Origin of the sequence: Acetivibrio saccincola (genome assembly GCF_002844395.1) — a bacterium.
Classification (GTDB): Bacteria; Bacillota; Clostridia; order Acetivibrionales; family Acetivibrionaceae; genus Herbivorax; species Herbivorax saccincola.
The window spans coordinates 424,951-450,599 of sequence record NZ_CP025197.1 but is presented as its reverse complement, the minus strand read 5'-3'; the positions used below and the strand labels follow the sequence as shown (position 1 = coordinate 450,599).

The 25,649-nt window shown below is 38.8% G+C and carries 27 protein-coding genes and 3 pseudogenes; 2 read left to right on the top strand and 28 right to left on the bottom strand.

What is annotated here, in order from left to right; genetic code table 11:
- Nucleotides 1-76 precede the first annotated feature (76 nt).
- The 16 genes and pseudogenes from HVS_RS02055 to HVS_RS02000 form a co-directional block, all read right to left on the bottom strand.
- Complete coding sequence (locus HVS_RS02055) at nt 77-1,060, bottom strand: bifunctional DNA primase/polymerase (protein WP_242971713.1); 984 nt, start codon at nt 1,058-1,060, stop codon at nt 77-79.
- A 130-nt stretch (nt 1,061-1,190) separates the two neighbouring features.
- Complete coding sequence (locus tag HVS_RS16665; RefSeq protein ID WP_014254768.1) at nt 1,191-1,328, bottom strand: hypothetical protein; 138 nt, start codon at nt 1,326-1,328, stop codon at nt 1,191-1,193.
- On the bottom strand, nt 1,321-1,710 hold the full coding sequence (locus tag HVS_RS02050) for a hypothetical protein (protein WP_101298789.1): 390 nt from the start codon (nt 1,708-1,710) through the stop codon (nt 1,321-1,323). Before HVS_RS02050 ends, HVS_RS16665 begins: the two co-directional genes overlap by 8 nt.
- A 149-nt stretch (nt 1,711-1,859) precedes the next feature.
- On the bottom strand, nt 1,860-2,246 hold the full coding sequence (locus tag HVS_RS02045) for a hypothetical protein (RefSeq protein WP_101298788.1): 387 nt from the start codon (nt 2,244-2,246) through the stop codon (nt 1,860-1,862).
- 8 nt (nt 2,247-2,254) lie between these two features.
- Nucleotides 2,255-2,401 (bottom strand): hypothetical protein, encoded by a 147-nt coding sequence (locus HVS_RS16370; protein ID WP_159063346.1) that lies wholly within the window; start codon nt 2,399-2,401, stop codon nt 2,255-2,257.
- A 272-nt stretch (nt 2,402-2,673) separates the two neighbouring features.
- A pseudogene (locus tag HVS_RS02040) lies at nt 2,674-3,931 on the bottom strand (IS110-like element ISCth6 family transposase).
- Between the two features lie 349 nt (nt 3,932-4,280).
- Nucleotides 4,281-4,583, bottom strand: a complete 303-nt coding sequence (locus HVS_RS02035; RefSeq protein WP_041734483.1) for a hypothetical protein — start codon at nt 4,581-4,583, stop codon at nt 4,281-4,283.
- Between the two features lie 289 nt (nt 4,584-4,872).
- Nucleotides 4,873-6,186 (bottom strand): phage major capsid protein, encoded by a 1,314-nt coding sequence (locus tag HVS_RS02030; RefSeq protein WP_101298785.1) that lies wholly within the window; start codon nt 6,184-6,186, stop codon nt 4,873-4,875.
- A 316-nt stretch (nt 6,187-6,502) separates the two neighbouring features.
- The gene (locus HVS_RS02025; RefSeq protein WP_101298784.1) at nt 6,503-8,743 is read right to left on the bottom strand and encodes a phage/plasmid primase, P4 family; all 2,241 of its coding nucleotides are present in this window, start codon (nt 8,741-8,743) and stop codon (nt 6,503-6,505) included.
- A gap of 133 nt (nt 8,744-8,876) precedes the next feature.
- Complete coding sequence (locus tag HVS_RS16660) at nt 8,877-9,014, bottom strand: hypothetical protein (RefSeq protein ID WP_003513997.1); 138 nt, start codon at nt 9,012-9,014, stop codon at nt 8,877-8,879.
- Complete coding sequence (locus tag HVS_RS02020) at nt 9,007-9,396, bottom strand: hypothetical protein (RefSeq protein ID WP_101298783.1); 390 nt, start codon at nt 9,394-9,396, stop codon at nt 9,007-9,009. The genes HVS_RS16660 and HVS_RS02020 overlap by 8 nt, the downstream gene beginning before the upstream one ends.
- Nucleotides 9,397-9,525: 129 nt before the next feature.
- Nucleotides 9,526-9,930 carry a YxiG family protein gene (locus HVS_RS02015; protein WP_023062615.1) on the bottom strand — a complete coding sequence of 135 codons (405 nt, stop codon included), beginning with the start codon at nt 9,928-9,930 and terminating at the stop codon, nt 9,526-9,528.
- Nucleotides 9,931-9,934: 4 nt separating this feature from the next.
- Nucleotides 9,935-11,962, bottom strand: coding sequence for a polymorphic toxin-type HINT domain-containing protein (locus HVS_RS02010; protein ID WP_479715006.1), 2,028 nt, complete (start codon nt 11,960-11,962; stop codon nt 9,935-9,937).
- Nucleotides 11,963-12,104: 142 nt separating this feature from the next.
- A complete protein-coding gene (locus tag HVS_RS16365) occupies nt 12,105-12,260 on the bottom strand; it encodes a hypothetical protein (protein ID WP_157942906.1) in 156 nt (51 codons plus the stop codon).
- A 338-nt stretch (nt 12,261-12,598) separates the two neighbouring features.
- Entirely contained in the window at nt 12,599-13,057 is a 459-nt protein-coding gene (locus tag HVS_RS02005; protein ID WP_101298781.1) for a hypothetical protein, read from the bottom strand.
- A gap of 1 nt (nt 13,058) precedes the next feature.
- A complete protein-coding gene (locus HVS_RS02000; protein WP_101298780.1) occupies nt 13,059-13,853 on the bottom strand; it encodes a polymorphic toxin-type HINT domain-containing protein in 795 nt (264 codons plus the stop codon).
- Nucleotides 13,854-14,248: 395 nt separating this feature from the next.
- Here HVS_RS02000 and HVS_RS01995 point away from each other — a divergent pair.
- Nucleotides 14,249-15,537: pseudogene (locus HVS_RS01995) on the top strand (IS110-like element ISCth8 family transposase).
- Nucleotides 15,538-15,679: 142 nt separating this feature from the next.
- Here the strand turns inward: HVS_RS01995 and HVS_RS01990 are convergent.
- The 10 genes from HVS_RS01990 to HVS_RS01950 form a co-directional block, all read right to left on the bottom strand.
- A complete protein-coding gene (locus HVS_RS01990; protein WP_159063345.1) occupies nt 15,680-16,468 on the bottom strand; it encodes an RHS repeat domain-containing protein in 789 nt (262 codons plus the stop codon).
- A gap of 264 nt (nt 16,469-16,732) precedes the next feature.
- Nucleotides 16,733-17,209, bottom strand: coding sequence for a WapI family immunity protein (locus tag HVS_RS01985; RefSeq protein WP_101298778.1), 477 nt, complete (start codon nt 17,207-17,209; stop codon nt 16,733-16,735).
- An 11-nt stretch (nt 17,210-17,220) separates the two neighbouring features.
- Entirely contained in the window at nt 17,221-17,829 is a 609-nt protein-coding gene (locus tag HVS_RS01980) for a polymorphic toxin-type HINT domain-containing protein (RefSeq protein WP_101298777.1), read from the bottom strand.
- Nucleotides 17,826-18,242 (bottom strand): Hint domain-containing protein, encoded by a 417-nt coding sequence (locus HVS_RS01975; protein WP_101298776.1) that lies wholly within the window; start codon nt 18,240-18,242, stop codon nt 17,826-17,828. The genes HVS_RS01980 and HVS_RS01975 overlap by 4 nt, the downstream gene beginning before the upstream one ends.
- Nucleotides 18,243-18,356: 114 nt before the next feature.
- Nucleotides 18,357-19,184 carry a bifunctional DNA primase/polymerase gene (locus tag HVS_RS01970; RefSeq protein WP_101298775.1) on the bottom strand — a complete coding sequence of 276 codons (828 nt, stop codon included), beginning with the start codon at nt 19,182-19,184 and terminating at the stop codon, nt 18,357-18,359.
- 121 nt (nt 19,185-19,305) lie between these two features.
- Nucleotides 19,306-19,443 (bottom strand): TFIIB-type zinc ribbon-containing protein, encoded by a 138-nt coding sequence (locus HVS_RS16655; RefSeq protein ID WP_169926531.1) that lies wholly within the window; start codon nt 19,441-19,443, stop codon nt 19,306-19,308.
- Nucleotides 19,436-19,825: a hypothetical protein gene (locus HVS_RS01965; protein WP_101298774.1), complete on the bottom strand. Its 390-nt coding sequence runs from the start codon at nt 19,823-19,825 to the stop codon at nt 19,436-19,438. The genes HVS_RS16655 and HVS_RS01965 overlap by 8 nt, the downstream gene beginning before the upstream one ends.
- 291 nt (nt 19,826-20,116) lie before the next feature.
- Complete coding sequence (locus HVS_RS01960) at nt 20,117-20,344, bottom strand: hypothetical protein (protein ID WP_101298773.1); 228 nt, start codon at nt 20,342-20,344, stop codon at nt 20,117-20,119.
- A gap of 2 nt (nt 20,345-20,346) precedes the next feature.
- The gene (locus HVS_RS16360; protein ID WP_207654793.1) at nt 20,347-22,464 is read right to left on the bottom strand and encodes a glycohydrolase toxin TNT-related protein; all 2,118 of its coding nucleotides are present in this window, start codon (nt 22,462-22,464) and stop codon (nt 20,347-20,349) included.
- A gap of 281 nt (nt 22,465-22,745) precedes the next feature.
- A complete protein-coding gene (locus HVS_RS01950) occupies nt 22,746-23,183 on the bottom strand; it encodes a hypothetical protein (RefSeq protein ID WP_101298772.1) in 438 nt (145 codons plus the stop codon).
- Between the two features lie 189 nt (nt 23,184-23,372).
- On the opposite strand from HVS_RS01950, the gene HVS_RS01945 reads away from it, so the two are divergent.
- Nucleotides 23,373-24,755: an ISLre2 family transposase gene (locus tag HVS_RS01945; protein ID WP_101298771.1), complete on the top strand. Its 1,383-nt coding sequence runs from the start codon at nt 23,373-23,375 to the stop codon at nt 24,753-24,755.
- Nucleotides 24,756-24,799: 44 nt separating this feature from the next.
- On the opposite strand, the gene tnpA is transcribed toward HVS_RS01945, so the two are convergent.
- Nucleotides 24,800-24,979 carry an IS66 family insertion sequence element accessory protein TnpA gene (gene tnpA, locus HVS_RS01940; RefSeq protein WP_101298770.1) on the bottom strand — a complete coding sequence of 60 codons (180 nt, stop codon included), beginning with the start codon at nt 24,977-24,979 and terminating at the stop codon, nt 24,800-24,802.
- 336 nt (nt 24,980-25,315) lie between these two features.
- Nucleotides 25,316-25,594 (bottom strand): annotated as a pseudogene (locus HVS_RS01935) (IS66 family transposase); the annotation flags it as partial.
- Nucleotides 25,595-25,649 lie beyond the last annotated feature (55 nt).

Here is a 25,649-nt window from a genome sequence, read left to right as displayed (position 1 = left end):
AAAAACCAAAATTCTCCAGCTTGAAAAAATGAGGTTATTCAACTAACTATGGAAAGAACCAATTTAATTTGAAAATTTACAGCATATCTCTTGCTGTTCTAATAGCAAACTGCGTAAGTTCTCCGGTTTCTTTCCTCCAGCAGCAACCGTCATATACCAGCCAGTACTTGAAAGCCGGACAATACCTAATGATTTCACCAAACCGGTCACGCAGCCTTTCTGCATTCCCGCTGTCTGTCCTGTGGTAATGCTTCTTCCCCGTAAGATTTGGCTGATATCGGCTGACACTGTGCGCTATCTTTCTAATTTCCGCTTCATCAAGCGAAGGATTGCACCTTGCGTTGTTTTCTGCAAGCAATGCTGCATAGATGCTCTCTTCTGTCATTTCTCTTCCCCTCATGGTTCCGGCAAGGCTCGTCAGGGTACTGTTTCGGTTGCCTTCCTTAATCTCGGCTATACTACTGCTACCTTCAAAGGGTGTAAGCAATACTTCCTCCCTTTCCATGAGCTTTAATAACCATGCTGGAGCTTCTGCCAGGGTTCTGTCAAAGGGAGAATGATCCTTTATCCATTCATACCGATTACCGCTTACATGAATGCTTGGAGCTACGACAATCAGACCACCTGTTGAACGGGTATCAAGACCCGGTGCAAACTTTGTTTTATTAGGAATGCTCCTGCATTGAGGGTATTTAAAGATATAATGACGACCACCACTTCCTGTAACAGCAGTAACCGTATCCGGGAGTTTTCCATGTGTTGCTTCAAGTGCAGATATGGTTTCATCACCGCCATCATCCACATCAAGTACCAGCCAGTCAGACTTCTCGCCTGTAGGAATGCCTATATTGGCATTGGGGGTTTTCGTCCACCATTTCCTTATTTGCTCAACATAAGCAGTAGAATTCTTGTACCAGCCGGTATATAACGGATGCTTTCCCTTGCTGTCGCAATTTTTCCCTGCCTTGCAGGAGCAGGAGCCACCCTCATAAATCCAGTGCAGAGGTATAACGGGGATATTGGCTTCTGCATATTTTAATGCTGCGTCCATCATTGTCATTTTCAAATTCTCACCTCCTGTCGTGCTAAAAAATTTAAAGAGCCTGACAAATAGTTTTTTAGACTATCTGCCAGGCTCTATAGGTGAGTCATCTGCTCCCTTTGTGGCTCTGTGCCAGATTTATTCACTTTTACCCCGCCTTCTTCTCCAGCTTTACTTCAAAAACCTTTTTGCACACCGGGCATTTGATTTCAACATCAGCATAATCGGCATCAAATACTCTGTGATTACAGTGAGGACAGCGGACAATGTACTTTTTCTTACTCACCTGCCTTCACCTCCGGTTTCTTAGGCTTCATGAGGCTTGCCATCTTCATCATCACAGGCTCTAAAATCTCCCCAACCATGTAATTAACCATTGGTGAGTAATTTTCCTTTGTTTCGTCAAACAGCTTGGAAAGAAGGTCGTAGAGATTCTTTATATCCTCTTCTGTGGCATCTGCTGTACTGATTTCAATGAAAATCTTGGTACCGTCACGCTTGGCGATATGGTCGCTCACATACTTCTCCAGAGCATATCTTGCTATGCTTGATGTTGTAACACTTGCTTCTGGCATTTGTGCTTGAAGTTCATCAATGATGGCATCCAATTCATTCGACTGCCTTTGTGTAAGCCTTACCCGTAACATACTATCCTTTTCTGTAGACATCAATGCACCTCCTGTGTTTCTTGTTGGTTTTATTGTATCACATTGTATTACGATATGTCAAGCACAGATAAAAAGAAAACCCGACTTGCCGTTTTATTGGCTTGCCGGGTATTGGCTTGCTACTGCGCTTTCAGTTGAGTAGCCCATTATTATAGTTTTGTGATTACTAGTTCTTTTGCTATAACCTCTATAACAATATCTTGCAATGGTAATACAAAGTGTTTTACGTCTCGAAGAATATGGCTATTATGATATGCTATATTTTTCCCTAATTGTTCAATCCAAGGTGAATTTTCAATTTCCAAAATATGCCTATGGAATCTTCCATCTCGATAACAGTATTCATGAAAATAATCTCTACTTGATACGCAATCAATAGTTACGACCTTAAACGCTATATATGGTTTTATGAGTATCCTGTAGCGTTCTTCTTCAATATTATCAATATCGATTTCAATTGAATAAGGATTTAATACTATGTTCTCCATTGGTGTTGTATGGAATTCATATTCTTTTTTATAGATTAAAATATTCATATAACCTCCTACCTTCCTCTTACTCTTATTGTGACTCCACCATTGTTTGTTGTCATTTTCCAAGCTTCATTGGCAATTTCCTCAGGGGTTGCCCATACATAATTAATATTATCAATTCCCGCTTCTTTAAAGGCATATAGTCGTCTATTATCCAAAGAATAAATCACCCCATCTTTTTCAAATATACGGATTGCTGGCACATCATTAGGAGATATTTTTCCTGATTTTAACCCATTAATTAAATCATCAACGCTAGAACCATCCTTGAAGGTTGCTGAGATACTGTCTTGAGTAAAACGTATATCTTTAGAAGTTAGAGTGCTACGCGTTCCCTCACTACAAGGACTATAACTATTATATAATTCCTGCTACCATATCTCAATCAAAAAAGAATTATCTTCCATTGCTTTGCTTCCAGAATATGAAATCAGTTCTTGTCATCAACCTTTTCATATGGCCTGTATTCCGTCTTGGTTTTCATCATACCGTAAATAATCCTCACAAGCCGCCTTGCCACGCACACAAGCGCCTGTGGCTTGTTCTTGCCCTCTTTGACCTTCTGCTCAAAATACTCCCTGAATACCGGGTGCCTTGGCTTTCCTGAAGCCGATACTGCTACCATCTGGATTGCAAGAAAGTGAAATATCGCATTTAGTGCCCTGTTGCCATTCCTGCACCTTTGGTCTTTGCCCTTTCCGGCAGAGCTGAATTGCACCGGCGCCAAGCCCATAAACCGAGCCAGCTTGTCTGAGTCAGGGAAACGGTTTATATCCCCGATTTCAGATATTATCTGTGCTTCTGTAACAAGGTCAATTCCCGGCATTGTATGTAGCTTATAGCCTGTCAAAGGTATCAGCTTTCTTAGTTCATCGTCAATTTCGGAAATCAACTCCTTGTTGTGCCTGATATCCTTTACGATGTTTCTCACAATAAAATCTCTTTCGGGCTGATAGTCCTTTCTTGTGTCTCCATCTCTTTCAATCATGGATATAATCTCATGAATGCGCTGTATTTTAAGCGCCTGATGCACCGGCTTTATTGTGTGATATATTTCTTCCGGTGTTGTGTTCCATATATACTCTGGTGACGGGTAGTTCTCCCAGAAACATAAGGCACTCTTGGAATCAATCATGGCAAAGAATTTCCTGTAAGATGGGTAGCTATAAGCAAGCTGGCTGTGGAGCTGGTTCTTGTTCATCACATTGCTCTTTACAATCAAATCCCGCCTTTTAACTATCTGCCGGATTGTCCAGAATATATCCTCATGCTTGGCATCCTGCAGAGTGTCCACCATATCCCTGAGGACCCTTGCCACACAATAGGCATCATAGGAGTCATCCTTGTAAATGATAGGGTTTGCCAGCCTTACAGTGCTTGTATAGGCAGGGTTAACGTGCTTGACTTCAAACTTCCTGCCCACCAGATAGGCAGCAAGGTTTCTGCCAAAGCCTCTGGTATCTTCAAGTCCGAATACAATTTCCTTTGTCCCGCAAATCTTCCTAACATCCTCAACGAATGCAGGGTATCTGGATGGTCTGTTTTCAAAGTTAACCTCACCCAGTTTATTCATCCAACAATCAATTACAACTGCACAATGTGCGTCCTTGTGCATATCAATTCCAACAAAGCAGGTGTTTCGTTTATGATAAATGTCTATCCTCTCCTTTTTCCAATGTCTCCACCACTCGTACCGGCAACCTCAATTTAAGAGCGTTAGATTCGATTAGGGACATTTCTTGTAAAGAAGTGTCCTTAACCTTAATCCTCGCAAGGGAACGCCAACCTATCTATTCCTGGTGTGACAAATTACGTGATTTCAGGCATCACGAGCCTTAGTTCAAATTTCCTAATGTTCTTTTACTGCTTCGCTTGGACATAAATTTCTTAGTGCTTCTGACCAATAAATTTCTGTATTGATAACTGCAGCAGCCTTTCAAATTCCTCTTATTTGCCCTTTCTGTTTCAACAAAGCTTACGGCTGCAACCTACGCTTTTACGTTTCAGGGAGCAATACAGAGGCCTTTTCCCCGGCTGCTAAACCTTCTTCCAGCCTTTTGCTTTTAGGCTTTCAGGTGTGTAATCATCCGGCCTGCAGTTCTCCATGGTTTTTCTGCACTTGATGTTTTCGTACAGAATAGAATCCCTTTTGAGAACCAGCTTCTTTATCCAGCCGCTGGACAACGATTTTTCCCATACTTCACTTTGAATACTGGTAAAATACAGCTCCAGCGCCCTTTCAATAATTGCATTGGCACCAGACAAGCCCTCCTGTTTAGCAAGTGCCTTAGCTTTGTTCAATAAGGCTTCCTCTATGGTTGTGGTAATCTTTGCTCTCACACTTTCACCCCTTCCTACGGTTAAAGCCTTTATTCCGCAGTAACATTCATCACTCTGAACCGCTGATATAGCAAGTCAATTATGCTTTAGAAAGCAGTATTTCTATCAGTTTTAGAATTGAGCACCACCCCTGCCAAAGCCTCTTGTAGGAGGAGCAGCACTTCCATTTTGCTCATTTCACCCTAAGTATTGCTTAGCCTCAATTTTGTTTCTATGGCAATGAAATAAGCATTTACTCATTTACCCTAAAACTGGATTCAATGGTTGCTTTGTCTCAAATTTGGGTAGACTATCTTGCCTCCAAAGCCACTGCCCATGAGAATGTTGCTCCGTTTTTCGGCGCTATAGGTTTATCCCAGGTTCCCTGACCATCTACACGCACTATCACCCTGTAGTCGGTCATATCCTCCATCCAGCCTGGGACATTGGAGCGGTCAAGAGCGATCTCTTTCCTCATGCCTATGGCATACTGGGAAAGATCTGCAAGGATTAAATCTCCCTTAGCACCCAATGCGGGGCATTTCTCAGTGAATAAAACCTCTTTACCCAGAAGTGTGAATTTCCCGCTTTCTTCCCTGAACACCGGTATCTGAGCGCCACCGGTACCAATAGTGATGGTCATGGTAAGTAATTGTGGTATTACCGATGGATTGGCAAGCCATACCGCATTGGTAAAGCAGGACGGAGCAAGCCTTGAGAACATATTGACCACGTTTTGATAGGTAATTGTGGCTGCTGATTGAGAGTCCTCTTTATCTACAGTAATCAGCGCCGGGTCATTTATAATACCAAGAGGCTGTCCTTCACCTGTTCCATTGATAAAGGCATAGTCCATGTACCAGCCCAAGCCTTTAATAAGCGTTCCGGCAAGCATTTCTTCAAAAGACATCCCATCTGCAATGAGTTCATTGGATGCCTGTGAGAAGCAAGCCAGCTTCTTGGCTTTCAGTTGAATCAGCCTTAACTTGGCTGTTTTTCGTGTGCCTGTCTGTCCTTCTTCAAGCCATTCGCCCGAGATGCCGCCGAATAGGTTGTTGGTTCTGTCTGCTCCGTCAAAGGCTGGTACTTTCTTTGTTTCACTTCCCATTGCCCATACCGTTGCTCTTGGACGGATGCTTTCATTCTCCAGGGATTTATCCATCAGGAAGGCTCCGTATTCCTCCGGAACGGAATATCCGCCGAATTCGGGTATTCCTTCCACCATACTGGCATTTATTAGCCTGTTGTCGGCTCTGCCTGAGTGAAGTGTTCTCAGGAATTCATCCATGGAATGAAAACCATTGTTGCTGAGTTTTACTGTTTCATTGCCATAGAACATCCCTCTGAATGATTTTGATATAGCCTTTGTAACCGGAGTTTTTGTTTCTTCCACAGGAGATACAGCTTTTTGTGGCATATTCAGAATTGGCTCAGAGGTTCTGATATTTAATAATTCCTCGTCAATGCTTTCATTAATGCTCTTTATTTTGTCTGTGTAGCGGTTAAACTGTCGCTCCTGTTCCTTTGTCAAACTTCCACCCGCTTTTTCCGCTTCGTGAAGAATAGCTTGTGCTTTCTCCACCAATTGCTTTTTCTCATGTACCAAATCTGCTATAAATCTCATGTTAAAACCTCCATTTTCATAATTGTTTTTTTGTTAATATGGTCTGGGGTTAATACCCCGTTTGAATCTGCATTTTTTTACGCGGTGCTGCCAGCCCGTTGTCTTTATGCTTTGCTGTAGAGATATGACCTCCCCCTACCCCTCAAGTCCACTGTTCTTAATGCTTTCACACAATTCACCTCCTTTAATGTTTAAATATTTATTCTTATATTGTTATGGGTTTAGAGTTGTGATGTGTTTTTGTAAAAGTCTATATAGAAAATTAATATATAAAAGTTACTGAAATTTCCATCACAACCCACCATCTCACCACACACTATTTGAGAAAATCAATTTCTTCAAAGTCCTGCTTGGCATTTTCATATGGCTTTGTGAGTTCAATGTTGAGGTAAACCACCCCAGTCCTGCAGTTCCGTTTGTTAAGGTAGCGGTTCATATCTCTTCCAAACTTTGTATTGCTGAGAACATACTCACCATTTTCACTACACCAGTGGGTGCAAACCTTGTACAAATCCAATGCCCCGACACTGCTGTTATTCTTGGGCTTTGTGCAATCATCCAAGAATTTCTGCATTATGTCCATTTCGCATCGGTAGTCCGTTGTAGCCAATTTCATTGTTTCCGGCATTTCCAAGCCCTCTTTCTGCCACAGCTTTAATCCCTCCAATGCCCAGTTCAATATTCCATCTATCTCTTTTTCACGAAGGAAGTCCTTCAAATGAGGGTCACGCTTCTCTGGGGGAAAATATACTGTGAAGGGTAGCAGCTTAACTCTGCTCCAGATACCCTCGTCATTGCCGGATATCTGGGGTTTGTAATTTGTATTAATCCAAAGCTTAAACTCGGGGCGGTATTCAAACTCTTTTCCATAAAGGAATCTAGCTGTAACCATGTCACCCCCTGTAAGCTGCTTAATAAGGCTTTCATTGAGCCTTGAGTTTTTCTGTGGTTCTGCTGCATTAACAACTCTCGCACCTTTGAGCCTTGCAATATCGGGATTGGCACCGCTGCCGGATACATTTTTGAGCATTAGGCTGTCTACCTGTGCAGTTTTGGCATATGAACCTAAAAGATGTATTAATGTTTCTGCAAAGGTTCCCTTACCATTGCGCCCAGTGCCATAGAGGATGAACAGGCATTCTTCACCTGTAATACCTGTAAGGGAATAGCCGACAGCCTTTTGCATGTATTTCATAAGGTCTGCATTGCCATCAGTTACTTTATCAAGGTAATCAAGCCACCTTGGGCATTTAGCACTTGGATTGTAACTGGCATTGCTGATTTGTGTTATCATATAGTCGGGATTGTGTGGATAAAGCTTGTCTGATTTCAAATCAAGGACTCCATTTTGAAGGTTCAACAGCCACACATCCTTGTCAAAGTCTGCCGGAATAACAGGTATACCCTCCAAGTGCTTTGCTCCCTCAATCATGGCTTTTCTGCCGGCAATGGAGCGGCTCTTGGCTGCATGTTTCAGTAATTTATCACGCTTGTCTTGGTCTGTAAGCTTTATAGCTTCCGCATACATAGCCTCCACTGTTTTATCAGCAAGACGGTTGATTGCTCCTGTTTCATCCTCCTGCCACACCTTACCGTCCCAGCAGTACCAGTTGTTTTTGATATAGCTGAAGCGGATGCTGTTACCACACATAGCAACCAGCCTTTTGGCATTCCCCATATCGTCAAGGCTGAGTTCCTGCCGCTTGGAATATTGCTCATCATCCCCGGCAGCAGTGGAAGTCAAGCCTTGCATTGCTTTCATAGCGGTTCTTTGCAGGTAATCTGACCGCTCCAGCTTGGTTGTGTGCTTGTCATCCTTTCTTGATGCATAGGGGGATTTGATAAAGGCTTCAATGGCTGCATCTATATTGCCGGAGCACCAATAGAGCAGCTTACCCATCAGTGCAAGGTCTGCTTCACTCTCGCTGGTACACTTCTCACTTTGGTATTCACCATCCCAAAGAGCCTTGAACACAGCATCCTTGGCAAGTCCGATGGAAAGATAGTCCTTTGCAGAACTGATACAAGGATTGTTTGTACCAACAGATTTTCCCGATTTGGAATCGGAGAAATATTTACCAAATAACTGTTTGACTTGCTCTGTGCGCTCATTTATAGGCTTTTCATCACCATAGACATTACCTGTCATGGTAAAATACCTTTTGGCTTTATACATTTCAATAAAGCCTTTCTTCCTGCCATCTACAGGGATATCACCCTTGACGAATATATGAAGTCCTTTGCCACTGGGAGAATACTCTGTGTAGCTGTCTAGCATTGCTACAATCCCAACCGCTTCGTCAGATAATGAGCCATTCTCTGCAATAACATGATCTAGATCTATACCCACAATGCCGTTATTGTTAAATTCAAAGCCGATACCGTCATAGCCTCCGCCATCCAAAGCATTCACACAATCCTCAAAACTTGCCCATGTAGCTAGCTGACCTGCCTTAGCTGATGCTCCTGTCACCGGATTGAAAGGCACTTTATTTCTATGACATACCCACTGTGGTAATTGCTTCAGTTCCTCTGGAATGTTTATAAACTGTTTCATTTCTTTACTCACCTCACTTCACTTGCCGGGAAAATAAATAGAGCCCGACAAATAGTTTTTTAAGACTATCTGCCAGGCTCTATAGGTGAGTCATTCGCTCCCTTTGTGGCTCTGTGCCAGATTTATTCACTTTTTACCCCGCCTTTTTCTCCAGCTTTACTTCAAAAACCTTCCTGCATACCGGGCATTTGATTTCAACATCAGCATAATCGGCATCAAATACCCTGTGATTGCAGTGAGGGCAGCGTACAATGTACTTCTTCTTACTCATTCGCCTTCACCTCCGGCTTCTTTAGCTTCATGAGTCTTGCCATTTTCATCATCAGAGGCTCTAAAATCTCCCCAACCATGTAATGAACCATTTGCGAGTAATTTTCCTTGGTTTCGTCAAACAACTTGGAAAGAAGGCCATATAGATTCTTTATGTCCTCTTCTGTGGCATCTGCTGTACTAATTTCAATGAAAATCTTGGTACCATCACGCTTCGCGATATGGTCGCTTACATATTTCTCCAGAGCGTATCTTGCTATGCTTGATGTGGTAACACTTGCCTCCGGCATCTGAGCCTGAAGCTCATTAATGATAGCGTCCAATTCATCCGACTGCCTTTGTGTAAGCCTTACCCGTAGCATACTATCCTTTTCTGTGGACATCATTGCACCTCCTGTATTTCTTGTTGGTTTTATTGTATCACATTGTACTACGTTTTGTCAAGCATGGATAAAAAGAAACCCAGCTTACCGTTTTATTGGCTTGCCGGGTATGTAACAATAAATCAGAAATTATGCTTTAAAAGTCCTACCGTTCACTGACAAACTTTTAGCCTCAATAAATAAATATGAGCTCCAAATCTCTAATACAAAATTAGCTGATGCATACCAGTTCTTTGTCCACTTTTCTCGCTGTGATTCTATAATAATATTTCCGATTCCCTCCTTAATGTAATGTATTGATGTCAATTCGAGATAGTCGCCTTCATCATACGGTTCAATTTGTAGCCTTTCATCGCCTTCATTATTGGAAAAGAAATAAGCAGATACTCCCTCAAATATCACCTCATATTTTAACACACTTGCATTTTCAATTACTTCTATATCTAATGAAATAGAATGCTTTAGTAAATTAAAATCTATTCTTTTAATAGATCCCGCCCATAATAAGTTTAATGTTTCAATTAACTCGCTCATTCTCTCACCTACCTATATTATTTATTATTTTAGTTATTTGCTCCAGAAAAGAATCAGTCATATCTATATGTGTAAGTGCCCGATCAGAAGATAATAAACCGTCAAGTGTATATGAGCCCTTTCCGTCAATACTAACTCTGAAGTATGGTTGAGTACGTCCTCCAGAACCTTCATTCATAATTCTAACTACTATAGGCTTATTGCCTCCTGCTGGATTAGGAATCTCAACCTTATATCCATTCTTTAATTCAGTTAATTTGCCATTAAACTGCTTAGCAACAGATTGGGATGCATTTTGAGTATTCGTGAACCCAGTACTACGCGTTCCCCTATTACCAACTCCTGTGTTACCATTCCCATCATAATTCTTCGCATTATGTACCAAAACTCCCTGTTCTGTCACATAATAAGTATGCCAATCCTCTACTTCAAAATTATATACCTTTACCGGTCTGTCGAAAACCTCTATTTCAACTTTTTCTACAGTTTTCAACTCACCTGTATAAAGCCTTAATACATCTCCTGTTTTTAATTCACCGGCCTCTATCCAGTCCTTGCCTTCAACCCAGAACGGATGCGTATCAGTAGTGTTTATTTCCTCACCATCAACATATACATGAATAAGCTTGTGTACTTCCCTCACAAATACTTTAGCAACTTTCTTTAAGCCTTTTTCGCCTGTCTCAACATTCTCTGAATATACAAAATCTTCTTCCTGTATATCCTTTATCTGCTTATAGCCATCTTCCGTCAGCACTAGAGTTTCCTCTGTAAAGCAAGCCCGCTTATCCCATACTCCTTTCTTTAGTTCCCAAAGCGTTAAAATTACAAATGTTGCTCTAAATGCTGCCTGATCATATTCTCCGTTCTTAATTGAATCGTATACACCTTTTATGCCGTTTCCAAGCCCAAAGGCTATAAATACCGGTCTTAGCCTGTTTATCATTGCCAATGGACCTAATAAGAAGCCAGTTATTCCTCCGCTTAATATTCCGTTTACAATATCCTCTATAGTGCCTCCACCCAGCCAAGCATCAATACCTCCAAAAATCATACCTCTTACCAGGCCTTTTAAAGCATTTCTCAGTATGGTAATTCCAATACACTTCCAATTAACTGAGCTTATGATGCCCTGTATGGTCTGGGTAGTCGCAAGCTCCTGAATGGAAAAATATCCGGACGGATCAATTTTGTTTACCGGGTCTGCATTTGCATATAAGTATTTGTGCAGACTTAACGGTTCAAACATAAACCCGCCAAATGGATCCGCCGTTATGAATCTTCCTACCGAAGGATCCATATATCTTGCTCTCAGGTAATAAAATCCTATATTTGCATCATACTGTTCTCCGGTAAACAAAAATTCGTTTACAGTGTTTCCTGTACTTGATATTATGTTCCCAAAAGCATCATATGTATAGGTATCGGTTATACTCTGTGTTTCATCAGTTAAAAGTCTGGTACTGCCAAGTCCGTCATAATGGTAATAACTTTTCACTCCGTTTCTTGACTGTAGAATAACCCCCATATCGCTGTGCACATATGCCGCAATTAAATTACCGTCAGCATCCCTTTCTTCCAATACCCTGGCATACAATGTGTTTAAATCCACAACATAATTTATAACATTTACTTCATCTATAACTTTTTGTACCCTGTTTCCAAATACATCATAGGTGTATTCAACCCTGTTTATTCCTTGTATAGTTGTTGTTTTAGAAAGAATAAGCCTGTTTTCATAATCGTATTCATAAATTGTGGTTTCATCCGGACCGGTTTTACTTATAAGGTTACCGTTGTCATCATATGAGTACTTACTTTCTCCTTCTGTCAACAATCTGTCATTTTTGTCATACTTGTATTTGGTTATAACTCCATCGTCATTCTTTTCAAGCCTGTTGCCTACTGCATCATAAGTATAGCTTATGACCCTTGTTTTACCATCAGACTGAGTAATTGTCTCCTTAACAAGCCTGTATAATTTGTCATATTCATAATCAACGGTCCTGCCTGTATTTTCAACTACTTTTATCCTGTTACCTGAAGGTCCTATATAGTTTATTCTTTCAAAGAGTTAACAGTCTAAAGTTTCTTCTAGCCATAAGCTTAACAACTCTTATGTAAATGTTTGTATATTATGGTAGCTGATAAAATTATATTTATGAAAATCTAAACTATACAGCTGTCTCAAAGCTTGGTTTCCCATCCCAAGTCTGCAATACAGCAAGCATTCTCATTCTGAATTTTGCATCTTTGCAATCTCTATATAAAGCTTCAAGTTCTTCATATGTGTTAATTTTTTCACTTATTTCAAGCTTTCTTCTACTCATAATATCAAATCCTTGCTATACAAATATTTTGATATAATGATATCTTATAATTACTATTGGTTTTATACAGGTAAACTAATGTAATTATATTTAATTATGTATTTATGTAAACCTAAACTTTGCAGCACTTACAAATAGATTAAATCTTCCTTTCCTTGAAACTATTGCTCTATTTTGAGAAAATTTAAAAGCTATCTTCATCCGAAATTCAAATCATTTACTCTTGACTTTCCTCTATCTTCGATAAACAAAGTACGAAGAGTTACAAATCATATTATATTCAAGGACTTTATATCAAATTATAATTTACTTAGCAGATGTTGCATTCATTTTAACAATCAGCTTATTTCATAAACCGTAATAAAAAGCTCTCCATCATTTTCCTCAAAAACTTCCACTTTTACTTGCTTATCTGGATATCTGCGACTAAAACTCATCTCCCAAAAAAATTTTAGCACATTTCCAAGAGCTTTTAATTTTTCATCAATATTCTCTATATCCTGAGCATTTATATGAAAGAAATCTTTTAACTGGTAAATATTCATCATCTTTTCTACATCAATTTTACTATTATTACATTCTTTTTTCCAAAACTCAAAAAGTTTTTTTGAGAATTTATCTTTTAGAAGGAAATAACCTTCAATATTGATAACTTCTGGTGAGTAAAATTTTGCAAAAGCTAATGCAACATCTAAATCAGCTTTCATATTTACAAAGTTCCACCAAGAAAAATTATCAGGATTCGCGTTTTTCCATTCAACATATTCTTTTATTAATCCATCATCAAATAATACCATTTTACTCACTCCCCATATATTTTGGAATCTCCCAAGGTTCAGCAGGTCTTACTTTATATCCATTATGAAATATTTCTCCTGTCTTTGGATTAACATTGAAATTTGGCTCTTTTACATTCGGTCTAGGTATATTTCCATGCTCTTTTCCTGTCAACCTAACCTCTTTAACAAACTCACCATCTGGACCATATTCTGTATACTTGATTATGTTTCCATTGGCATCTCTCTGAATTTCAACCGAGTTAGGTGTACCTTGCTGTTTTGGCTTGTTTCTAGGCTTAGGTTTATTAGTATTTCCAGTTTTACCATTCCCATCATAATTCTTCGCATTATGTACCAAAACTCCCTGTTCTGTCACATAATAAGTATGCCAATCCTCTACTTCAAAATTATATACCTTTACCGGTCTGTCGAAAACCTCTATTTCAACTTTTTCTACAGTTTTCAACTCACCTGTATAAAGCCTTAATACATCTCCTGTTTTTAATTCACCGGCCTCTATCCAGCCCTTGCCTTCAACCCAGAACGGATGCGTATCAGTAGTGTTTATTTCCTCACCATCAACATATACATGAATAAGCTTGTGTACTTCCCTCACAAACACTTTGACAACTTTCTTCAAGCCTTTTTCGCCCGTTTCAACATTCTCCGAATATACAAGGTATCCCTCCTGTATATCCTTTATCTGCTTATAGCCATCTTCCGTCAGCACTAGAGTTTCCTCTGTAAAGCAAGCCCGCTTATCCCATACTCCTTGTACAATTAATATTGTTATTTCATCAGTGACTTTTGCCACTGTTCGACCCTGTTAACATAATGTCATATTTGTTGCTTTTCTAAACATCAAGCACTTCTATGTGCCATCCCCTAGGGGATGGCGGCGGCTTTCAAATCCTGCCGCCTGCGGTTCCCCATCTATAACCGCTTGCTAGCTTTCGTCTGGCCTGAACCTTGTCAATCATGTATAATATTTTCCGGACTTGGAGAGTGTTTGTAATCACTCCTGGGACGGACCTTATTGGGCCGACTACCCGTAAGAAAGAGTATTTATCCATTCCGGTAAGTCTAAATGATTTGGCTGGTTGAGGCCAGCATTTCAGCTGGCTCCTCGTGTCACACGCAAGGTTGTTTACTTACATGAGAAGGAATGGAGTCTTTTAAGTCCATTAATCTTACAAAGGAGGCATTTTTATGAATTTTAGACCCATCGCCGGAATCGATGTCGGCAAGTTCTTCAGTGAGATGGCAATTCTTTCTCCATCCAATGAAGTAATTGCCCGCATGAAGATCCGCCATGATTCCAGTACTGACGTTGAAAGAGCCGTTGAATTACTGAAAAAAACGGAAAAGGACTTTGATTCTAGGCCTTTCGTCGTCATGGAATCCACTGGACACTATCACAAAATCCTTTTCCATTCACTTTATAAAGCTGGATTTGAGGTTTCTGTCATAAACCCCATCCAAACTGATTCTATCAAAAATATTGGAATAAGGAAAGTGAAAAATGATAAAGTGGATGCCCGGAAAATTGCTCTGCTATACAGATTTCAGGAGCTTAAAACTACCAATATCCCCGACGAGGATATTGAATGTCTGCGAAGCCTTTGCCGCCAGTACTACAAGCTCTCTGACGAACTTACTGCTTACAAAAACAGGCTTATGGGTATTGTTGACCAACTCATGCTAAACTTCAAGGATGTATTCCCTAATATCTTTTCAAAGGCTGCTCTTGCAGTATTGGAGAAATATCCTGCACCTGTGCATATTCTTAAAGCGAACAGAAACAAGTTGATTGCACTGATACAGAAGAATTCCCGCAGAAGCCTTAAATGGGCAACTGCAAAGTATGAGCTTTTGAATTCCAAGGCCAAAGAATTTGCACCTTTAAGCATTAGTAACTCTTCAAATGTTGCCATGCTTGGTGTGTATATCTCTATGATTAAAACCTTGGAAGAAAACCTTGAGAAAGTCCTCAAAGCCATTCGTTCATTGATTATTGAAGTATGGCAAAGGACATGCCCATGCTGGCACTGACTCTCGAGCTTCTACAAAGCATTCCAGGTATAGGACTTATCTCTGCTGTTACCATTCTGGCTGAAATTGGCGACTTTTCAGCCTTTTCAAAGCCAGGCAAGCTAGTTGCTTATTTCGGTATTGACCCCTCTGTAATGCAGTCCGGAGAGTTTACCGGCACACAAAACAAGATGTCAAAAAGGGGGTCAAGACTGCTTCGCAGAGTACTTTTCACAATTGCTCTTGCTAATATCCGCACCAAGCGGGACAAAACAGCTTGCAACCCTGTACTGATGGAATATTACAAAAACAAATGCCAGAGCAAGCCCAAGAAAGTAGCTTTGGGGGCTGTTATGCGTAAGCTTGTTAATTATATTTTTGCTGTTCTTAGGGATAGAAAGCCTTACGAATTACGTTCTCCCCAAGAGCACGCGCAAATGCTTGCAGCGAAGCACACAGCAGCTTAGTAGTACTTGTACTCGATGTTTAGTTTTCAAAGATCAATTTACTATTTCAGGCCAGCTATTTTATGTCTACTAATCTTAGGTGGTCTTGTCGTTGTGCCTTTTTTCGCTGTCAGGAGTTTTAGAAAATTCTTAAAATTTTTTCTTAAAAACTCTTGACTTTAATTAGCTGGTCTTTCTTTAGTTCCCAAAGCGTTAAAATTACAAATGTTGCTCTAAATGCTGCCTGATCATATTCTCCGTTCTTAATTGAATCGTATACACCTTTTATGCCGCTTCCAAGCCCAAAGGCTATAAATACCGGCCTTAGCCTGTTTATCATTGCCAATGGACCTAATAAGAAGCCAGTTATTCCTCCGCTTAATATTCCGTTTACAATATCCTCTATAGTGCCTCCACCCAGCCAAGCATCAATACCTCCAAAAATCATACCTCTTACCAGGCCTTTTAAAGCATTTCTCAGTATGGTAGTTCCAATACACTTCCAATTAACTGAGCTTATGATGCCCTGTATGGTCTGGGTAGTCGCAAACTCCTGAATGGAAAAATATCCGGACGGATCAATTTTGTTTACCGGGTCTGCATTTGCATATAAGTATTTGTGCAGACTTAACGGTTCAAACATAAACCCGCCAAATGGATCCGCCGTTATGAATCTTCCTACCGAAGGATCCATATATCTTGCTCTCAGGTAATAAAATCCTATATTTGCATCATACTGTTCTCCGGTAAACAAAAATTCGTTTACAGTGTTTCCTGTACTTGATATTATGTTCCCAAAAGCATCATATGTATAGGTATCGGTTATACTCTGTGTTTCATCAGTTAAAAGTCTGGTACTGCCAAGTCCGTCATAATGGTAATAACTTTTCACTCCGTTTCTTGACTGCAGAAGGATAGACATAGAAATTGCATCAAAGTCATTATTATTCATTTCAAATTTATATTTTTTATTATCAAGCCTAAAAAATGAAGTAAAGTTTCTGCAATAATCCTTTTCATTATGAACCAAAATTTCTTTCTCTGATACATAGCAATATCAACCAAAAAACTCAAAAACAAATCACTAGTATAAATATTCACATACAACAATTGAAAATATGAATAGAGGCTATAACCTCACAACTAAACGGATTATTGCCTCTTTATTCAACCTGTCAATCTTCAGGCGAAATACTAGTTAATATTGTTTATTTAATCAAAAATCCATCAATTGTCTAAGCTGCCCTTTTATCTCGTTTGTAAATTTGATAAACGAATCTAATTTTACTATAAACCTAAAACCTTTATCATAACCACTTACTTTACCATTAGTAATAGTTCCCATATTTATCCATATTTCTATATATATTTCTTCATCCTCCAATGGGTCATATATTATGAGGTCAAAATAACGTTCAGTACTTGAGAACTCAAATTTATCAAAGCTTTTTTTGAATATTTTACTGTTTGCGATTTGTTCAAATTTTGTAATTAAATTTTTAATCTCATATACAGTAAAAGTTGCACCCATGTCAGGTATATAAGCATATCGCTCCCCTCCAACATTCAAGACAAATTCGAATGGAATCCAATTCTCATAATCTTGTCTTGAGAACTGAACATCTAAAAAATTATTATCAATTATGTTTAATTCTAATGAAACATTACCTTCTCTATCGTTCAGCTTAGGCATAAAACTCCCCCTTAGTCTACAGGTAACGAACTAAAGCCACTATTATTATTTAACATTTTTACAACATCCCCCCAATTTCTTAACGATTTAGTATTTCCTCCTACCGTTGATATTATTTTACCCTCACTATTAGTTATAACAACATCATAATAATTACCATTCTTTTTTGCATATACTGTTCTACCCCCCGATTGATAGACTTTGTGCGAATAATTTTGCTTAATATTATTTATTTTTTCATCACTAAATCCACGCTGCTGAGCTCTTTCTTGCCCATGTTTAGTTTTATCAACATTACTTGTTTCTCGATTACCAGAACTAGCGTTACCATTCCCACCACAATCCTTCGCATTATGTACCAAAACTCCCTGTTCTGTCACATAATAAGTATGCCAATCCTCTACTTCAAAATTATATACCTTTACCGGTCTGTCGAAAACCTCTATTTCAACTTTTTCTACAGTTTTCAACTCACCTGTATAAAGCCTTAATACATCACCTGCTTTTAGTTCATCGGCCTCTATCCAGCCCTTACCTTCAACCCAGAACGGATGCGTATCAGTAGTGTTTATTTCCTCACCATCAACATATACATGAACAAGCTTGTGTACTTCCCTCACACAAACACTTTAGCAACTTTCTTCAAGCCTTTTTCGCCCGTTTCAACATTCTCCGAATATACAAGGTATCCCTCCTGTATATCCTTTATCTGCTTATAGCCATCTTCCGTCAGCACTAGAGTTTCCTCTGTAAAGCATGCCCGCTTATCCCATACTCCTTTCTTTAGTTCCCAAAGCGTTAAAATTACAAATGTTGCTCTAAATGCTGCCTGATCATATTCTCCGTTCTTAATTGAATCGTATACACCTTTTATGCCGCTTCCAAGCCCAAAGGCTATAAATACCGGTCTTAGCCTGTTTATCATTGCCAATGGACCTAATAAGAAGCCAGTTATTCCTCCGCTTAATATTCCGTTTACAATATCCTCTATAGTGCCTCCACCCAGCCAAGCATCAATACCTCCAAAAATCATACCTCTTACCAGGCCTTTTAAAGCATTTCTCAGTATGGTAATTCCAATACACTTCCAATTAACTGAACTTATGATGCCCTGTATGGTCTGGGTAGTCGCAAGCTCCTGAAATTGTCAGTGGTAATGCTTCTTCCCCGTAAGATTTGGCTGGTATCGACTGACACTGTGCGCTATCTTTCTAACTTCCGCTTCATCAAGCGGAGGATTGCACCTTGCGTTGTTTTCTGCAAGCAATGCCGCATAGATGCTCTCTTCTGTCATTCCTCTTGCTCTCATGGTTCCTGCAAGGCTTGTCAGGGTACTGTTGCGGTTTCCTTCCTTAATCTCGGCAATAATACTGCTACCTTCAAAGGGTGTAAGCAATACTTCCTCCCTTTCCATAAGCTTTAACAGCCACTCCGGAGCTTCTGCCGGGGTTCTGTCAAAGGGAGAATGATCTTTTATCCATTCATACCGATTATCGCTTACATGAATGCTTGGAGCTGCGACAATCAGACTACCTGTTGAGCGGGTATCAAGTCCCGGTGCAAACTTGGTCTTATTGGGAATACTCCGGCCTTGAGGGTATTTAAAAACATAGTACCGACCTCCACCTCCGGTAACAGCAGTAACCGTATCCGGAAGTTTTCCATGTGTTGCTTCAAGTGCAGATATGGTTTCATCACCGCCGTCATCCACATCAAGCACCAGCCAGTCGGATTTCTCACCTGTAGGAATGCCTATATTGGCATTGGGGGTTTTCGTCCACCATTTCCTTATTTGCTCAATATCAGAAGTAGAATTCTTGTACCAGCTGCTATATAACGGATGCTTTCCCTTGCTGTCACATTGTTGTCCCTTCTTGCTGGAGCAGGAGCCATCTTCACAAATCCAGTGCAATGGTATGACCGGGATATAGGCTTCTGCATATTTTAATACTGCGTCCATCATTGTCTTTTTCAAATTCTCACCTCCTGTCATGCTGAAAAATAAAGCCTGACAAATAGTTTTTAAGACTATCTGCCAGGCTCTATAGGTGAGTCATTCGCTCCCTTTGTGGCTCTGTGCCAGATTTATTCACTTTTTACCCCGCCTTTTTCTCCAGCTTTACTTCAAAAACCTTCCTGCATACCGGGCATTTGATTTCAACATCAGCGTAATCAGCATCAAATACTCTGTAATTGCAATTAGGGCAGCGGACAATGTACTTTTTCTTACTCATTCGCCTTCACCTCCGGCTTCTTTAGCTTCATGAGTCTTGCCATCTTCATCATCAGAGGCTCTAATATCTCTCCAACCATGTAATGAACCGTTGATGAGTAATTCTCCTTTGTTTCGTCAAAAAGCTTCGAGAGAAGGTCGTAGAGATTCTTTATGTCCTCTTCTGTGGCATCTGCTGTACTAATTTCAATGAAAATCTTGGTACCGTCACGCTTGGCAATATGGTCGCTTACATATTTCTCCAGAGCGTATCTTGCTATGCTTGATGTGGTAACGCTTGCCTCCGGCATCTGTGCTTGTAACTCATCAATGATAGCATCCAATTCATCTGATTGCCTTTGTGTAAGCCTTACCCGAAGCATACTATCCTTCTCTGTAGACATTATTGCACCTCCTGTATTTCTTGTTGGTTTAATTGTATTGCAATGTATTACAATATGTCAAGAATGAATAAAAGAAAACCCAACTTGCCGTTATATTGGCTTGCCGGGTATTAGTTTTATTCTATATTTTTGCATTTTCATTAACATTATTTATAGCTGGACTTTTGATTTAAATATGATATTTTATACCCATGTTATAATCATTCTCGTTGAAATAGATCTTTTAGAATGAAACAACTGTGGTGTTACATAAAAGCTTACCAGTAGTTTTCTTAGTTTTATGGTATTAAGTTATTCATTCACATAGAATCCATAAACACAGTTACTAAATTCTCCAGCAGCAAATGTTAATACTTTCCCTCCAATATTTACATTATAAATATTCATTTCATGCATTTGATTATATATTGGATCTAAAACTTTTATCTTTTTATTTGTAGGTTCCCATCTATAATCAAATATATTAACTCCAAACAATTCACAATCTCCTTCAATTCCTGATTTAACAAATTTCCACATAACTATGGCAACCTCCTTAAATGTCCTGACCTTATCAGTTCTTCTATCGATTGAGGAAACTGGTACTGTATACCTCCGCCAGGCTGATCAAACCAAGGAGCTATTTTACCTGATTGAACGTCTATTGGTTTAACGACCTCATAAACATTGTATGGTCGAGCATCAGATCCGGGAGGTAATGAACGATTTGTATATGGAGTACCTTTCGGTGAAACAAATTTTCCAGTTTCTCCACCATATCTATCCACAATTGTACCTGGCTTTAATGTTTTTGTTGTGGGTGTTCCATCAAAGCCATTATTGGGGGGCCATTTTATATTTCCTGCTTCATCAACCCATTGAGTACTACGCGTTCCCTTATCACCAGCAAAAGTTCTATTGTTCTTATCAACAATTTCCGCTTTTGGAGTATTACTACCAACTCCTGTATTATTCCCTTTTCCACCAAACATCACTGAGCCTGACTCATCTTTTAGAATCCTTTTTGCCGCATCAATTACTTTATTCGTTGTTTGCTTTATACTATTATTAACCTTTTCATCTAACTCATTTATCTTTGTTCTAAATTTTGAATTTCCATATCCAAAGGCTGCACCTGCAGCTGCGCCTGTTATACCACCAATTAGTGTATCTTTTGCCAGACTTCCAAAATCAAAATTTTCTTTTGCTTTACCATCATCTGTTTTTCCTCTTGCTAAATCAAAGACCTGACCTGTTACATTTGCTGCAATACTTCCTGACGCTCCTGCCGCACCACCTACTATTGCTCCTTGTGCTGTTTGTTGCATTGCTTGTGATGATATGTTTGAGGTTACGTTAGCTGCTGCACTACTAACTAGCTTTCCTGCTCCAAAGCCTACTCCTGATGCCACGGTTGAAACCACAAGTTCCTTAACACTGAAATCTTTAAATCCGCTATTTCTAATTGTCTGATTTGCAACGTTTCCAACAGCTCCAGATGCTACTCCTACCGCAGCTGTAGCTACCAAACTACCCCCCATTGTTAAACCAGCCGTTCCACCAACAACAGCACCTTGTGCTCCAGCTCCCAGATATCTCTTCCAGTTTCTTCCCGAGAATTCACCTTTAAAAGCATCTACTACTATTGATGAACCTGCACCTATTAAAAACCCTAACCCTGCACCTATTGCTCCTGAAACAAGGTTAATGGCATGGCCTGTTGGATCATAATAGGTTATTGGGTTATTATGTCCGTATGCATACAAATTCAAATTAAGCGGATCCATTGGGTCTCCCCTGTATGTATCCTCCTGCAAGAATCTTGCTATCTTTGGATCATACATTCTTGCATTCAGATAATACAGCCCTGTCTCTTCATCATACTGATATCCTGCATAAGTTATATTGTTGTTTACATCTCCTGTAGACTCCAATATATTGCCAAATGCATCGTAGTAGTATGTTGCAGCCACTTCTCCCGTTGCCGCATTAACCAATGCCGTAACGTCTGCATGACCGTTGTACATGTAGTAATATGACTCACCATCAACAGTCCTCATAAGCAGGTTTATTCCATAGAGGTTTCTGGCAATTTGATTTCCGCTTCCGTTTACCTCTAAGATTACCTTGTCATACTCATATAAATATCTTGTCAAAGAACCGTTTACTGATTTTGCTACCCTTAAACCTTCACCGTTGTAAGTGTTTATAACGGTTTTCCCACCGGCCACGGTTTTAATTAACTGATTCTTTTCATCATAGGTATTGCTCTGTACATTGATGCCATTTGTTGTAGCTGCAAGCTGGTTACCGTTATTGTCATATGTATATACTGTCGTTTCCGTTACACTTCCGTTAACTCTTGTAACTACCCTTAATAAACGGTTTTGTTCGTTGTTTTCATAAGTATTAACTATTGTTTCTCCGTTATACCTAATTGTTTCGGTTTCCCTGTTGCCTGATGCATCGTATGTATACTCGGTAACTCTTCCGTTTGGCTCAGTTACAGTCTTAAGTCTGTTTAGTTTATCGTATGTATAGGTTGTTTTACCCTTGTTTACTCCGTTTATAACTTCTACCTTTTCCGTTTGGTTTCCTGCTGTATCATATTTATACGTATAGGTATCCATTATACTTCCGTCTGATTTTTTGTTTGTCAATACTCGTTAAATTTTGGCTCAAGTTTAAACCATATTGAATTTTTAAATCCCACAAGTAGTACATCTGTACTCTATTCCCTTTTAATAGGACTTGATTCTAAAATTGGATTACCCACACCCTCATTTTTTAAATGTTAATAATGGCAGGGTTGATTATATTTTTATCTCATGGCAATACAAATGGTATTAGCATTATAAATTTTTTAGCTTTATGTGTTAGCGTTACAAACCGCAATGCGTTTTGTGAATTTCTAAGTAAGTCCCCTATTACACAATAAAAGTTATTCTTCATTAGAACATAATTTTTGAATATTATTTATATTTTTTTTCAATATAGTACTGTACTCATTCATAAGTGCTATTATTTTGCGTTCATTTTTGTCTTTTTGTTCTTTTCTAATATCTATAATTCTTGTCCATTCTTCATCCATTATTTTACCTGACTCAAATAATTTTTCTAAATGAGTTCGAACTTGTTTACCTTTATTCATATAGTACCCGCTTGGCAGTTTTCCGTCTTCAAGGACTGTAACAAGTACAAACACATCTAAATCTCTATAATCTACTTCAAACTCAATAGCATGATCTCTATTTGAAGAAATATAACTTAGGGTATAATCCCAAACATCACTCTTTTCAATAAAATTATCATACCCTACTTCTTTTAGGAAACTAGTGTTTTCAATTATCAAATTTTTTATTTTTTCTTTTTTATCCATTAATATACCTCCACTATCTATCAAAATCTTTAACTCCTCCAGAAAGACACCCATCACGTTCAAATACCTTCTTGTAGTTACCATAGTGTAAAATAATTGTAGGACATTTTAAGGATAAAAAAACAAGAGATCCTCACTTTTTGATACAATAGAATCACCATCAAAAACCTTTGAAAAGGAGGATCTCTTGTGAATACTATTGTAATACAAAACTGCAAAAATTTCATCCATAAAATCATGAATTTCATGAGCGAACCTAATGCTAAGAAACTAGAAGAACTGGAAACTGGACTAGAGACCATCACCTTTGACTTCATACTAAATATGATGAAAATCTACGTGGAAAACCTTGATAAGGAGATAAAAGCCGATAAGAAATGGCGAAGAAAAAACGGCATTGTAGTAGAGCGAAATAGTGATAAACGAGAAATCTTTACAAAGTTCGGAGTGCTCACATACCACAGGACCTACTTTTACGATAAGAAAAATGATACATATATATATCTAGTCGATACAGTCTTAGGAATAGACCCCTATGATAGAATATCAACAGCGGTAGCAGCTGACATGGTAGAATACTCCGGCGATAACTCCTACGCTAAAAGCAGTCAATATACAACCGGTGGCCTGATAAGTCGGCAAACAGTAATGAACAAAACGAGAAAACTAAAGGAAGAAAAACTAAAGATGGAAGCTGAAGGGCCAAAGCGCAAAATGCAGGTTATACACATAGATGCCGATGAAGACCATGTTGCTCTGCAGAATGGCAAAAACGCCATAGTTCCACTGATTACCATATACGAAGGCACAAAAAGAATAGGAAAACGGGGAAAATGTATAAATCCCTACCACATACATGGATACGGTCAAAATCCTGAAGAAACATGGTTAAAAGTTGCCAACTACATTTATGACAGATATGACATAGACTATTTAAAGCGCATCTATATTCACGGAGATGGTGCCCTTTGGATAAAAACCGGCCAAGAATGGTTACCCAAATCCAAAATGGTCCTAGACAAATATCACCTAAACAAAGCCATCCTCAAAGCTACAGCAGGTCAAGAGCAATACAGAAAATCAATATACAGAAGTATTTACGAAGGCAATTGGATTGAATTTTGTAAACTAGTAACAGAGCTTAAGCATGGTGTTCAAAGCCCTAAAAAGCGAGAGAGAATACATGAATTTAGAACCTACATAAAAAACAACTGGGAAGCCATCACTATATACAAAGAAGAAGGAGTAAGTGGCAGCTGCACAGAGGGTCATATTAGCCATATATTATCCAGCCGTTTTAGTTCTCGACCTATGGGCTGGAGCAAGAAAGGTCTAAAAACCATAGCAGATATAAGAATCTATTGCCAAAACGGTGGGAAGATAACTCCAAATCATTTTACAAAAGTAAATTTACAATACAAGATAAAAAAAGAAACCATAAAAAAGGGCAAAGAAGTATTTAGTAAAACTACACATGAGAAATTAAACAACATACCCGCTTTTAACATGGGTAAAAAAACTCCAATATCAACAATTTTAAAGGGCATACAACGCAGCGGGTATGTAATATAGCCCGTTGTATCAAAAAGATGGGGATACCTTTAAGTTTAATTATCCTACAACAAATTGACACTATCAAATATTGATTCGTTTTTCTTCCTTAGTTTTTTTCTTTGATAATATAACCTATGGATATTTACATCATACTCTCTACAAAAACCAGATATTGTTCCTTCATATTTTGAGAATTTTTCTAAAATATCCTTCCAATATTCATTTGTCTCTATTTGATTCAATTAAAAAACCTCCTATACTTTTGATAATTCAATTGTATAGCAAATTTTTTAGTATTTATATCCGTTAATTCTTTTACGCTTACTTTTTTCATAATATACCCCTCTTTTACAGTATTGTTTTATCAAATAAATTGTAAATTTTCAAATTATTCTAGGTCAATTTTACCACACAACAGGTGAATATTTTTAAATTAAAACAGGAACATATTAATTATATTTTAAATTTTAGTAGGATTCAAAGTGAACTAAATAGCCAGGCTTCCCCAGATTCGGCATTTGTGTAAATACCCACGTTAAGTACTCATAAGTACTCATAAGGATTTAACCTGTTTTCAATTTTCTCCGAAGGTGGTCAAGACAACCTACTACTATTATGTTATCCGACAATTTGTGATAGGCTTCATACCCATCAGTATGTAAATAGCCACTGAATCTTTCTAAAAACTCCTTGGGCCGGTTATACTTCCTATCCGGCTGATAATCAAAAAGTACTACCTGTTTTTCTGCTTCACCACTGGTCCTATATAACCACATATAGCTTTTTGACTGGGCTGCCTTCCCAGGCTCTCTTAACACCTGCACCGTGGTCTCATCTGCATGTAAAACCTCGTGTTCCAAAAAACTCCATAAAATCAATGTTTTTCGGGTGTTGTTGTCAATAATAATTGGT